The 13,045-nt window shown below is 46.4% G+C and carries 14 protein-coding genes; all 14 read right to left on the bottom strand.

The window, feature by feature from the left end; translation table 11 throughout:
- Positions 1 to 37: 37 nt before the first annotated feature.
- The 14 genes from ACFVQB_RS02390 to ymfI all read right to left on the bottom strand — a co-directional run bounded on the left by ACFVQB_RS02390 (position 38) and on the right by ymfI (position 13,045).
- The gene (locus ACFVQB_RS02390) at positions 38 to 1,021 is read right to left on the bottom strand and encodes a dipeptidase (protein WP_379434834.1); all 984 of its coding nucleotides are present in this window, start codon (positions 1,019 to 1,021) and stop codon (positions 38 to 40) included.
- A 91-nt stretch (positions 1,022 to 1,112) separates the two neighbouring features.
- On the bottom strand, positions 1,113 to 1,373 hold the full coding sequence (locus ACFVQB_RS02385) for a stage V sporulation protein S (protein ID WP_019005392.1): 261 nt from the start codon (positions 1,371 to 1,373) through the stop codon (positions 1,113 to 1,115).
- A gap of 117 nt (positions 1,374 to 1,490) precedes the next feature.
- Positions 1,491 to 2,285: a TIGR00282 family metallophosphoesterase gene (locus ACFVQB_RS02380; RefSeq protein ID WP_379434833.1), complete on the bottom strand. Its 795-nt coding sequence runs from the start codon at positions 2,283 to 2,285 to the stop codon at positions 1,491 to 1,493.
- A gap of 162 nt (positions 2,286 to 2,447) precedes the next feature.
- Positions 2,448 to 3,986: a ribonuclease Y gene (rny, locus tag ACFVQB_RS02375; RefSeq protein ID WP_024630288.1), complete on the bottom strand. Its 1,539-nt coding sequence runs from the start codon at positions 3,984 to 3,986 to the stop codon at positions 2,448 to 2,450.
- A 310-nt stretch (positions 3,987 to 4,296) separates the two neighbouring features.
- The gene (locus tag ACFVQB_RS02370; protein ID WP_379434832.1) at positions 4,297 to 5,034 is read right to left on the bottom strand and encodes a regulatory protein RecX; all 738 of its coding nucleotides are present in this window, start codon (positions 5,032 to 5,034) and stop codon (positions 4,297 to 4,299) included.
- A gap of 266 nt (positions 5,035 to 5,300) precedes the next feature.
- Positions 5,301 to 6,365 carry a recombinase RecA gene (recA, locus tag ACFVQB_RS02365; protein WP_076289544.1) on the bottom strand — a complete coding sequence of 355 codons (1,065 nt, stop codon included), beginning with the start codon at positions 6,363 to 6,365 and terminating at the stop codon, positions 5,301 to 5,303.
- 240 nt (positions 6,366 to 6,605) lie between these two features.
- Positions 6,606 to 7,862, bottom strand: a complete 1,257-nt coding sequence (locus ACFVQB_RS02360) for a competence/damage-inducible protein A (protein ID WP_379434831.1) — start codon at positions 7,860 to 7,862, stop codon at positions 6,606 to 6,608.
- A 106-nt stretch (positions 7,863 to 7,968) separates the two neighbouring features.
- Positions 7,969 to 8,556: a CDP-diacylglycerol--glycerol-3-phosphate 3-phosphatidyltransferase gene (gene pgsA, locus ACFVQB_RS02355; protein WP_063566359.1), complete on the bottom strand. Its 588-nt coding sequence runs from the start codon at positions 8,554 to 8,556 to the stop codon at positions 7,969 to 7,971.
- Positions 8,557 to 8,878: 322 nt separating this feature from the next.
- Complete coding sequence (locus tag ACFVQB_RS02350) at positions 8,879 to 9,370, bottom strand: YajQ family cyclic di-GMP-binding protein (protein ID WP_017689115.1); 492 nt, start codon at positions 9,368 to 9,370, stop codon at positions 8,879 to 8,881.
- 153 nt (positions 9,371 to 9,523) lie between these two features.
- Positions 9,524 to 9,688 carry a hypothetical protein gene (locus ACFVQB_RS02345; RefSeq protein ID WP_167434746.1) on the bottom strand — a complete coding sequence of 55 codons (165 nt, stop codon included), beginning with the start codon at positions 9,686 to 9,688 and terminating at the stop codon, positions 9,524 to 9,526.
- 73 nt (positions 9,689 to 9,761) lie between these two features.
- Positions 9,762 to 10,805 carry a RodZ domain-containing protein gene (locus ACFVQB_RS02340; RefSeq protein ID WP_379434830.1) on the bottom strand — a complete coding sequence of 348 codons (1,044 nt, stop codon included), beginning with the start codon at positions 10,803 to 10,805 and terminating at the stop codon, positions 9,762 to 9,764.
- A gap of 66 nt (positions 10,806 to 10,871) precedes the next feature.
- On the bottom strand, positions 10,872 to 11,639 hold the full coding sequence (locus ACFVQB_RS02335) for a DUF3388 domain-containing protein (protein WP_024630282.1): 768 nt from the start codon (positions 11,637 to 11,639) through the stop codon (positions 10,872 to 10,874).
- Between the two features lie 197 nt (positions 11,640 to 11,836).
- Positions 11,837 to 12,100 (bottom strand): DUF3243 domain-containing protein, encoded by a 264-nt coding sequence (locus tag ACFVQB_RS02330; RefSeq protein ID WP_063566361.1) that lies wholly within the window; start codon positions 12,098 to 12,100, stop codon positions 11,837 to 11,839.
- A gap of 174 nt (positions 12,101 to 12,274) precedes the next feature.
- Positions 12,275 to 13,045 carry an elongation factor P 5-aminopentanone reductase gene (gene ymfI, locus ACFVQB_RS02325; RefSeq protein WP_269055490.1) on the bottom strand — a complete coding sequence of 257 codons (771 nt, stop codon included), beginning with the start codon at positions 13,043 to 13,045 and terminating at the stop codon, positions 12,275 to 12,277.

Below are 13,045 nucleotides of genomic sequence, written 5' to 3'. Positions count from 1 at the left end.
TTCAATAGACGCTTCAAGATAGATACCTGCAGCTTCATCATTTTGAATGTTCCATCTTCAAATTTTTCTCCGGCAAGTTTTCTCCTAAATAACTCATCGCATTGCCCCACATCCAACCACGAACCAGTGATTCGTCGTAGTGCTTGAGCAGCGTATTGATCAGCTTTGGATACTGCCCGGTGTGTTCAAGGTCATGGATATACGTAGAAATCCCGTCAAAATCAGACCCCATCATCAGATGATGCTCCCCTCCCAGGGAACAAATCTGCTCAATATGTGGCAACAGATCTTCGATAAGCACTTCGCCTTCCTGCTTCACAAACCAAGGCACAAACGTCAGACCAATACGCCCTTCCCTGGCTATAATGGCACGAATCTGATCATCCTTCAGATTACGCACATGCGGACATATGACGTAACTGTTGGAATGAGAAGCGATAAAAGGACGTTCACTAAGATCAGCAAGTTCCCAGAAGCCTTTCTCGGTCAGATGTGATACATCCAGCAGCATGCCGATTTGGTTACACAGGTGAACCAGCTCCCTGCCCTTCTCCGTAAGTCCCGCCCCACGTTTCTCCAGTACACCATCAGCTGCCCAATTGGCATAGTTCCAGGTAAGCCCAACGATCCGCACACCCATTTGATAACATAACTCAAGATAAAAGAGGTTGCCCTCCAGTCCGTCGACACCCTCAAGTGTAAGCAGTCCCCACGGTCTGTCCGTCTGCCCGATCTGCGTAAGCTGTTCCTGCCATAACAATGTATGTGTACCTTCAGATCGTTCTTTGGTTATCTCCACTCGCTTGCAGTAGATGTCCAACTGCCCCATCACATGTTCAAACTTTCCTCTACCAAGCACTTCGGGCAAATAGATTGCAAAGGCCTGTAAACCGATATTGCCTTCTTTCATGCGTTTCAGATTCACATCCAGCTGTGAAGTATTTTCAAATGAAAGGCTAGGGTCCATCAGCATTTTACTCAAAGCATCACAATGAAAATCGGCTACTCGCCAGTTGTGCATCACAATCTCTCCTTCTACCGGTTTTGTTATGGAATAAAACGCAAAAAAACCTGTCTACTTCGTAAACAGGTTCAATGCATAAGTGCATGTATTATCTGGGCTCCACAATCAGCTTAATGGCCGTTCGATCCTCGCCGTCGATCACAATGTCTGTAAAAGCTGGAATACAAATCAAGTCAACTCCGCTTGGTGCTACAAATCCCCGGGCTATCGCTACCGCTTTAATGGCTTGGTTCAGTGCTCCCGCTCCAATTGCCTGCAGTTCAGCATTTCCACGTTCACGAAGAACACCTGCAAGAGCGCCGGCTACGGAATTGGGATTGGACTTTGCTGAAACTTTTAATACTTCCATGGTAAGTACCTCCCTGGGAATGTTGAATGTTTGTTTCCACTTACTAGATGTTATTCGCGGGAGGCAAAAAAATTCCTTCTTTTTAGACGGGTTTCCCTGCAAAATGGGACAATACCCCTATTCCATGCGCCACTCGTCCTCCATCAGACGAATTTTCTCAATACGTGTTGCAGCGCCTGTGGCTTCATCAATCTCCACAAATACACCGTGGAAATGCCATTTGCCATCATCAACAACAAATCGTACCGGAAGCTGGGTGTAGAACTTGCGAAGCACCGCTTCACGCTCCATGCCCAATATGCCGTCACGGGGCCCTACCATGCCCGCATCGGTTAAATAAGCTGTTCCTCCTGGCAAAATACGATCATCGTTGCTCTGCACATGTGTATGTGTACCTACGACAAGCGATGCACGTCCATCCAGATGCCAGCCCATGGCAATTTTCTCAGACGTTGCTTCAGCATGCATATCGACCAAAATGCATTTGTGGTTCTGACGCAATTCATCCACAATTTCATCGGCAACGCGGAATGGACAATCCAGAGCAGGCAGGAACGTCCGTCCTTGCAGGTTGACAATCGCCAGCTCCTTGCCTTCTCCTTTGACTACCGTGTACCCGCGCCCTGGTGTTCCTGGAGGAAAGTTCGCAGGACGAATCATACGTGGCTCATCATCTATAAAATCAAATATGTCCTTATTGTCCCAGGTATGGTTACCAAGGGTGATGCCATGCACACCCCAGTTGAAAAATTCATTCGCAATTGCGCCGGTAATGCCCCGGCCTGCCGCTGCATTTTCCCCATTTACAATGACCACATGTGGCTTATACTTCGTTTTGAGGTAGGGCAGGTTTTCCTTCAGTGCCTTACGCCCCACATTCCCCACAATATCACCAATAAACAAAACTTTCATTTTACTGCCTCCTTAATCCCTACCAAGCGCAGCCTTCTTCAAAGCATCCGAAACTTCGCAGGACCTCTATCTCTTGCTCATCAATTTTATTATAAAAATGCCTTTTAACAGGCTATCAACAGGAAAAGTGGCCCACTACTGCGGCCACTTTTCCGTAATGCTCTATTTTGCGTATTCAACCGCACGGGTTTCCCGGATGACGGTGACCTTGATGTGACCCGGATAATCGAGTTCGTTCTCGATCATCTTCGTGATGTCACGCGCGAGGCGGAAGGCTTCAGCATCGTCGATTTTCTCAGGCTGTACCATAACGCGAACTTCGCGTCCGGCCTGGATGGCATACGATTTCTCGACACCTTCGAACGATTCCGAAATCTCTTCCAGCTTCTCCAGTCGTTTGATATACGTTTCCAGCGTTTCGCGGCGTGCGCCTGGTCTTGCTGCGGAAAGGGCATCTGCTGCGCCAACCAACATCGCAATAACCGAAGTCGCTTCGCAATCCCCGTGATGGGACGCGATACTGTTGATTACAACCGGATGTTCTTTGTATTTCTTCGCTAGTTCCACGCCGATTTCGACGTGTGATCCTTCCACTTCGTGATCCAGCGCTTTACCGATGTCATGCAATAGACCTGCACGTCTTGCTAGGGTTACGTCTTCTCCGAGTTCGCCAGCCATCAATCCAGCCAGATAAGCGACTTCCATCGAATGTTTCAAGACGTTTTGACCATAGCTTGTACGGAACTTCAACCGGCCCAGAATTTTAATCAAGTCCGGATGCAGACCATGCACGCCCACTTCAAAGGTAGCTTGCTCACCGTATTCACGGATACGCTCATCCACTTCTTTGCGGGATTTCTCGACCATCTCTTCAATCCGTGCCGGGTGAATACGTCCATCAGCCACCAGTTTTTCGAGGGCAGTACGGGCGATTTCACGGCGAATCGGGTCAAAGCCCGACAGAATAACAGCTTCTGGCGTATCATCGATAATGAGGTCAATCCCGGTAAGGGTTTCAAGCGCACGGATGTTACGTCCTTCACGACCGATAATCCGGCCTTTCATTTCTTCATTTGGCAAAGTAACAACGGATACCGTTGTCTCCGCTACGTGATCAGCCGCACAGCGTTGGATGGCGAGTGTAATAATCTCGCGGGACTTTTTGTCCGCTTCTTCCTTCGCTTGCTGTTCAATGTCCTTGATCATTTGAGCCGTCTCATGACGAACTTCCTGTTCTACGTTGGACAGTATGATACTGCGTGCGTCTTCCATAGTGAGGTTGGATATGCGCTCCAGCTCCGTCACCTGGTTTTTGTAGATCATCTCGATCTGTTGCTGTGTCTCATCAATTCGTTTCTCTTTGTTAGCCACTTGCTCTTCTTTACGTTCGAGTGATTCTAACTTTTTATCCAGCGACTCTTCTTTTTGCAACAATCGTCTTTCTTGTCGTTGAATTTCGTTCCGACGTTCACGAGTGTCTTTTTCAGCTTCGGCGCGAATGCGATGAATTTCATCTTTCGCTTCCAGCACCGTTTCTTTCTTCAGTGCTTCTGCCTCTTTCTTCGCGCTCTCCACGATTTGTACGGCAGCTTGTTCCGCACTGGAGATCTTAGCTTCTGCAAGAGATTTGCGAATAAAGTATCCTACTCCGAACCCAATGAATAGCGCGGCAACAACGAGAACGATCGTGATTGCAATCATACTGTTCACCTCCTCGTTGGTTCCTCCAAGGCATTCCTTGGGTCAATTTGCAGTTTTCAAACCTAACATATTTTTGGGAATAACGAATACTCACGGCGATCCCCCGCCGATTTTCATTTCAAGTGTACATGTCTCCACGCACTATCCGCCGTCTCCGACGAACCCATAATCATGAATGGTATAAATCTTAAAAAACAGAAACCGCTTTTTTGGAAGGAAAAAGGGTTGTCCATTTCTTACAGACTCATGTCCATTTTAGTATTTGACGAAAGAAATTGTCAAGAGAATGCAGTATAGTGAGTCCAGTCTGCTAATCCCATAACAACGCTTCGTCTTCTTCGGGGTCTTTAACCTCGTCTTCTTCAATTAAACAATTCACGACCCGACGCACCATATCCATGGAAAAACCTCGTCGCATCAAGAAGGGAAGCGTTTTACGTTTCTTCTCCTGGATGTCTCCTTTGACCTGATTCCATTTTTTGCGTCCGGCGGTTAGAGCCGTCTCAAATTCCGCATCTGTACTTACACCTTCCAGCGCTTCAGCAATCAGCTCATTGGCAATGCCCTTCTGACGCAGCTCTTGCCTTATCCACAGTTTTCCCTTCCGCTGGCCCTCCATACGCTGACGTGTCCATTCCTTCGCAAACAGTTCATCATCGACCAAATTCTCCCGCTCAAGCCGATCCAATGCCTCTTCAATCAACGGCGTAGCAAACTCTTTCTGACGAAGTTTCTGGCTTAATTCGTGGCGTGTGCGGGGTTTATGCTCCAGAAATCGCAAAGATTGCACATACGTCCGCTGTCGCTCGTCAGCTACTACGATATCCTCCAAGTCCTTTTTCAGAAACGTATTTCCCCGGGTCATCCGATATTTAATCATTACATCTTCAAGCACCGTGATCGAATATAAACCAAAGGTAATTCGGTAACGAGCTTCCCTGCTCTTCGTTCGTTCAACTCGTGTAATGGTAAGTTCTTCGTTATCCGGGAATTGGGAGATTCCCTCCAGCTCGGCTTCTTCATATAAATCATCTTCATGTTGATCCATTTCGGTCTCCCCTTCCACATCATTTGGTGTCTGAACTGTACGGTCTACATCCTAAACCGAATACGTTTAACGTATTTCCACATTGACACCAGACGCTAATACAAAAGGCCGGAAACAATGTCCGGCCTCTCACTAACAGTAAGCATGCCAACAGCCTCTGCCCATTCGGACAGAGGCTGTTGGACAGCGCGAGCACACACCTTACCCCAATAGCTAGATCTAGATCGAGCCAAGCTCAATCAGACAAGTTTCGGGAATTCAGAGGATTACTCGTTAATTTCAAACAATTCTTGTTCTTCTGCCGCTTCTTTTTGTTGATCTTCAGTCGTAGGCACAGGAACTGCAGTAGTCAAGTTGCTGGCTACACGGATTTTTTGCTCGATTACTTGAGCAATATCTTGATGCTCTTTCATGAACTGCTTGGCGTTCTCACGTCCTTGACCTAAACGCTCGCCTTCGTAAGAGTACCACGCACCACTTTTGTTAACGATGTCCAGCTCTGTACCAATGTCAATGATACTGCCTTCTCTCGAAATACCTTCACCGTACATAATGTCCACTTCCGCTTGTTTAAACGGCGGTGCCACTTTATTTTTCACAACTTTGATACGGGTACGGTTACCGATGATGTCATTACCTGATTTAATACTCTCAATACGACGTACATCCAGACGTACTGTAGAGTAGAATTTCAGGGCACGACCACCAGGTGTTGTCTCCGGGTTACCAAACATAACACCGACTTTTTCACGAAGCTGGTTGATAAAGATTGCGATGGTTTTGGATTTGCTGATTGCACCAGACAGTTTACGCAGCGCCTGAGACATCAGACGTGCTTGCAAACCGACATGGGAATCCCCCATTTCGCCTTCAATTTCCGCTTTTGGTACCAATGCAGCAACCGAGTCAATAACGACAATATCCACAGCGCCACTACGTACAAGCGCTTCTGCGATTTCAAGCCCTTGCTCACCCGTATCTGGCTGAGACAGAAGCAGCTCATCAATGTTAACACCCAGTTTGCTTGCGTATTGCGGGTCAAGAGCATGCTCTGCATCGATAAATGCAGCTTGTCCACCAACCCGTTGTACTTCAGCGATCGCATGCAATGCTACCGTTGTTTTACCGGAGGATTCTGGTCCATATATTTCAACAATACGGCCTTTAGGCAAGCCGCCTGTTCCTAATGCAATATCCAGAGCCAAGGAACCGCTGGGTATGATTTCCACTTGCATGTGAGTCGACTCACCCAGTTTCATGATGGATCCTTTACCAAATTGCTTCTCTATTTGACGGAGCGCCATATCAAGCGCGGCACGACGGTCTGACAATAAGCTCACACCCTTTACTGTTTATAAGATAATGATACCTTGTTTTAACACGTTTGCCAAGCTTTTTTTCGAACATACATTCGTTTTTTTTTGTGAAGGCCGAGGCGCCTCTTCCTCAAGGAAACTTTCCATTAAACAGAAAAAAGAACCGTAAACAAGGCTCTAAAGCCTGATTCTACGGTTCTTCCGTCTTCATCTATTATACTTGCTTGCCTTCGCAAATGCAATCCGAGCTGTGAACTAGTCCATCTCCACAAGCTTGCGCCACAAACGGTAAAGAATCGCTTTCGCTGAACGAATCCGAACCGTCTCCCGATTGCCATTAATGCGCAGTTCATGAATTTCTGTCTCTTTACCACGCTCTGCCAGAGCGATGAAGACAAGTCCTGGCGGTTTGCGTTCGGAATAACCAGGTCCCGCAACCCCTGTAACCGACAGACCGAAGTCCGCATCCCCAATCATGCGAATCTGCTCTGCCAGCACTTTGGCGACTTCTGGACTCACTGCGCCCGGTGCATCTTCACCTTCCAGATAGGCATGCGGCACATGGAGCAGCTTCTTCTTAATCTCATTGGAGTAACAGACAATTCCGCCCTTAAGCATCGACGCACTGCCAGGGACTGATGTCAGACTCTGCATAACGAGCCCTCCTGTACAGCTCTCAGCCGCGCTAAGGGTCAGACCCATATCAGACATCATGGTTACAATTGTGTACTCTATAGGCACATCCTCGTTCGCGTAGAGATGCTCTGGCAATCGTTCCCGAATCTGAACTTCCATTGCATCCAGCTTCAGCTTCGCCTCACTCTCACTTGGAGCCTTTGTAGATACACGTACCGTAACTTCTCCCTCACTTGCATAAGGAGCAATGGTAGGATCTGTCTGTGTATCAATCAAATCTAGGAGTCGGTCTTCCAATGCCGATTCTCCAATTCCTGCAAACTTCAGCATTTTCGAGTAGATCGGCATTTCTTCTGTCAATACATGCTGGAACAACCAGGGCTTAACTTCCTGTTCAAACATAGGTATCAGCTCTTTCGGTGGTCCAGGCATCACTACATAATGCTTGCCATTGTCTGAAATCGCATTTCCTGCGGCAAGGCCTGTTTCGTTAGCAAGCGGTGTCCCGCCCTCTATAACAATCGCCTGACGACGATTGTTTTCGGTCATGTCCACATTGCGATCCCTGAAGAAGCTCTCGATTTTGTCCATAGCCATTCGATCTATATGCAGCTTGCGATTCAAGACCGCCGCGATCGCATCCTTGGTCAGGTCATCCTGCGTAGGCCCGATGCCTCCGGAAAATAAAATGACGTCTGCACGACCCTGAGCAATGCGAATTGCGTCACTAAGTCGATTTAGATTATCACCAACCACCGTTTGGAAATATACATCAATCCCAATCGCAGCCAATTCACGGGATAGATATCGAGCATTGGTATTCACAATTTGTCCAAGCAACAACTCTGTGCCAACTGCAATGATTTCTGCCTTCATTCAGCATCCTCCTGTACACGTGGTGAGTGATCAAAGGGCAATAGGATAATTTCCTATTGCCCTCGTACAAATGATTTCTTCATGCCTACCCATTCAACCTCAAACGTTACGCTTTCGATAAATGAAGCAAATTTTTGTTTTTGATAAAGTAATCAATACCTGACCAAATCGTAATAATCGCTGCAGCCCAAACGGCAATAACGTCCATGTGAATACCCGTGAATGAGAACGGGAAATTATTCAACAGCAGCAGCACAATCGCCACAATTTGCACGACGGTCTTCAGTTTGCCCCAGGCACTTGCCGCAACAACCGAACCATCCAATAGTGCAATCTGACGCAAGCCGGTAACCGCAAACTCACGACTAATAATGACCACAGCAATCCAGGAATCCAACTTGCCCATTTCCACAAGTGAAATCAGCACCGCAGTAACCAACAACTTGTCAGCCAGCGGATCAAGCAATTTCCCCAGGTTGGTGACCATATTATTTTTCCGCGCCAGGTAGCCGTCAATTCCATCCGTGCTTGCTGCAATGATAAAAATGACAGCAGCAATCAACTGATTATACGGAAGTGATAAGCTTCCCAATTGCAACGGCTCTGGATAAAACGGAAAATCTACGAGCAGGAACACCATCAAAAAAGGGATTAAGCAAATTCGTGCAAGCGTAATCCGGTTGGGTAAATTCACAAGACGCCCTCCCTCTTATCCTCCATTACTCCAAACATTCATCTTAATCCCGTATTCATCATCCGGAACATGAAATTTACAGTTTCACTGTCAATCAGCACTAAAGTGCTCTCACTATGTAAAAACGCAAAAAATAAAGTCAACCGTTCAAACGCAAAACCGTTTTAAACGTTCCGGTGACTTTCAGAAGATGTACTGCTTTTCACAAAGTCAGCAAACGATGATGACTGGGCTTTGATGCTTATCTGCCAGCAATGCACACTTAGTATAATATACGCCAATTACAGTGTCAAAAAACATGCCTAGCTGCAATGAGGAGATATTACTTAAAGTTTGTATATTGCAGATCCAGAGGTAGATTGGCACCGTTCAACAACTGCATAACTGCTTGCAAATCATTCTTACTTTTACCTGTTACCCGGAGCTGATCTCCCTGAATCTGACTCTTCACTTTCATCTTGGAGTCACGAATCAGAATATTAATTTTTTTAGCGATATCCTGATCAATCCCCTGCTTGAAATTCAAACGCTGGCGGACTGTACCTGAAGAAGCTGGCTCTACTTTTGCATAATCAATGTTTTTTAAAGGTAAACCCCGCTTAGCCATCTTGGATTGCAATACATCGATAACAGCCTTGAGTTTGGTCTCATCATCAGATACGATCGTTAACGCATCCTTATCCAGTTTCAGACTGCTCTTGCTGCCCTTGAAGTCATAACGCGTGCCAATTTCCTTTTCCGTTTGTGTAACGGCATTTGTCAATTCCTGCAAGTCCATTTTGGACACGATATCAAATGAATTTTCTGAACTCAAACCAGTCACCCTTTCAGTTAATCATATGTTCTGTAACATTATAGAGGATACGCCAAGCAAAAGTCTAATTTTATGAGGTTTTTCAAAATAAAAAAGCATTTTTGGCTGCCACTTGATATGGTTGCCAAAAATGCTTGCCATGCGCTGCCCGTTCTAATAACGGCTGCGATTAGGCTGTCTGAACATGTCGAGCACACCCAGAAGCACATGTGCAAGTCCAAAACCCAAAATTCCGTAACCCCAGGCAGTTGGGGTCAAGTAATAACCCAGGAGGCTGACAATGATCCCCAAACCTGTTACGATCCAGCTGACTGTCATAGCCACCCACCTCACTTCACCAAAAGTTGACTGCAAGTTAAGACAAGGTTAGTGTCTCCCGCAGAAACTTTGGTTATTCGCCGCTAGTGCCGGTGCTTCCTTCGGTAGTGCTTCCTGTTTCATTCGTCGTAGTGCCTTCAGTACCTGTGGAGGTCGTATCCTCACCAAGTCTTAACCGAATGCGGTTTGTCGCTTTCCCATCTGTTACAACCTGCCCTGCAACCTCAATTGTGGTCGCAGCAGCGTAACCGGACTTAATGTACATTCCTGCACTGTCCAATTCAAAAGTATAACTGTCTCCCTCAGCGGTATTGCCGTATTCCAACTTCTCGCCACTAGAGTTCTCGCCCTTGTATACTTCCAGCCAACTATGCCCCGTTGCTTTAATGGTCACCGTCACAGGCTGCCCTGCACTGCCGTTCACTTTAAAGTTCGTAATATTGCCTGATTTCCCGTCTTCAGCAACGGTTACAGAAGCTGGCGGATTATCTGTTGGGTTCTCTTCATTTTCACCCGTCGTTTGCCCATCCGTTTGTCCGTCAGTCTGTCCCTCTGCCGTTCCGCCACCGTTACCGCCTTTTGATTCGCCTTCATTCGTTTCTCCGCTACCTGATTCATTAGCTGGAGGATTGGAAGCTTGGCCATTATCTGTAGGCACATCCGGTTTATCTTGAGGTTGCTGCTGGCTGTCTGTGATCTTCGTCTGATCCAGCCCTTGTGTATCCGAATCGTCCTTGTTCATCACCACATACACGTACAACAGCACAAGAATCAATACCGGAAAAGTCCACATCAGCGCAACAGACATCCAGCGGTTACTGCGCTCTACCGGACGACTTGAACGCTTTTGAATAACCGGCTCCATAGTTGCTTCCGTTTCTTCTGCAGGTACATCTTTCTTATGTCCCTCCAGCAGCTCATCAGGATTCAGTCCCACCGTTTCCGCATAGGTTTTAATAAATGCACGCACATAGAAGCTGCCAGGCAGCACTTTGTAGTCTCCTGCCTCTATTGCCTCCAAATACCTCTTGCGAATTTTAGTCATTTCCTGTACATCGTCAAGACTCATCCCTTTTTGCAGCCGGGCCTCTCTTAACTGCTGACCCAGTTCAGACATGCCATCTCCTCCTTATGTTTATCTCTGTGGTTGTTGCTTATCTATTTCATGATCCCGTACGGAGCGTTACAGTTCGTCGGTGTAGCTGGCCGTAAACGTATCATAAATAATTTCTTCATTCGGATTGTTGCGGAGTTCAATAATAATGTCAAAATCATTAAAATCATATTCGGACTCCTGCACAAAAATATCCGGATGTTCAATAACCTTGGTGCTTGGCATCGTCATGATGTCCTGTAACAAATTATAATGTCGTTCGCTTGAACGAATCGTACTGACAATTCCGTCAATGATAAACACATTGTTTGGATTCAATTCGTCCTCGGACATCTGGCTTCTTATGGTCTGACGAAGAAGTGTGGAGGAAACAAACGTCCAGCGCTTCATCGCACATACGCTGCCTGCAATAATGGATTCCGTTTTACCTACACGCGGCATTCCACGCAAACCAATGACTTGATTGCCTTCCCTCTTAAATACTTCACCCAAAAAGTCCACAAGTAACCCAAGTTCGTCCCGCGTAAAACGAAATGTTTTGCGATCGTCCGAATCACGATCAATATAACGACCATGACGCACAGCCAGAATATCGACCAGTTTCGGTTGACGCAAAGCAGACACAGTTATGCTGTTCACTTTGCCAAGCATTTCACCCAGCAGACGAATCTTCTCGTCATCGTCTGATTCCAGCAGCATCCCCCGGGTTTTGCCTTCAACACCGTTAATGGTTAATATATTTACTTCAAGCATCCCCAGCATAGAGGCAATATCCCCTAACAGGCCCGGTCTGTTCTTATGTATTTTATATTCCATATACCATTGTTTAGATTCCATTTCAACACCCCGTAAAGCATTATTCCACATTATTCGACAGTAACAGAACGCGTCCATTGGACGATAATCTGAGCTATCTTCTAAAAATGGGTCACGTTAATGATATATAAAATGAAAATGAATTACAAGAACAGGTCTGTAATCAATGTGTAATCATTAGAGAAAAGCCCCCTTGCGGGAGCTTTCCATCTGTAATCTTATGCGTTTTGTTTGGCCAATTTGACCATCAGGCACGCAATCGTACGACGTTCATCCTCGTCGCCGACTTCCCATAGTTCTTTCAATGCCCGGTTGGAAGGGTTCGCCGGATCTACTTTCTCATCCAGGAAGTCACCGATTTCATACGCAAGTTTGTTGATGGTTTCTTCATTCATCCCCATCTTCTCTGCTTGCTGTACGCGGTCACCCAGAAACTTCTTCCAGGTGTCAAAACTCGTGAGCACCGTTTTTTCTGTTGACATGATAAATCCTCCTTAGCTGACGCATGAGATTTAAAATCAACAGTTGTAATATGTGCTTCCCGGACATTTTATATACGATCATTTTTGAATTAATCGAAGATCATCTATGAATCATTAATTTCCATCAAGAAACTACCCCGAATTTAAAACAAAATTGAATGCATGCCCCACATATTACGTGAGCCAGCCACCATTTGGACTTATAATCTGCCCATTAATGTATCCAGACTCGGGAAGTGCAAGGAAGTAGACCAGCGATGAGATTTCATCTGGCTGGGCAAGTCTTCCTGCTGGAATTTCCTCTTCCAGCATTTTTAGTTCATTCTGGTCCAGATGGTTCAACATGGATGTTTGAACCGCACCGGGAGCTACAGCATTCACCGTTACGCCGGATGGAGCCAACTCTTTGGCGAGAGCTTTAGTGAATGCATTTACACCACCTTTGGTTGTAGAATACAACACTTCACAAGAAGCACCCGATAGTCCCCAGATAGATGACACATTGATGATTCGACCGTATCTTTGGGAGATCATGTGAGGCATCATTTCCTGTGTACACAAAAACGTGCCCTTCAGGTTGATTGCCATCACTTCATCCCAGATTTCTTCCGTAACATCAGACAGCATCCCATAATGAGATATCCCGGCATTATTCACCAGAATATCCGGCATCAGCCCATGTGATTCCAGCTTCTCACGCATACGTTCAATTTGTTCCCGACTGCGAAGATCAGCAGACACCGTCATGACTTTACCACTGCCTTGTTCCATGCACCTTCTCGCCGCTTCATTAGCTGCTTCATGCGATTTCATATAGTGAATCACTACATTCATGCCCACCTTGGCAAAACGCTCTGCGATGGCTGCTCCAATGCCTCCGCTCGCCCCCGTTACAAGTACCGTCATTTCTCCAATTGGCTTCAATTGTCCTGTTCCCCTCTCCAT

Origin of the sequence: Paenibacillus sp. NPDC057886, assembly GCF_042796655.1 — a bacterium.
Taxonomy (GTDB): domain Bacteria; phylum Bacillota; class Bacilli; order Paenibacillales; family Paenibacillaceae; genus Paenibacillus.
The sequence above is the reverse complement of the archived record's forward strand: the minus strand, read 5'-3'. Positions and strand labels throughout refer to the sequence as shown.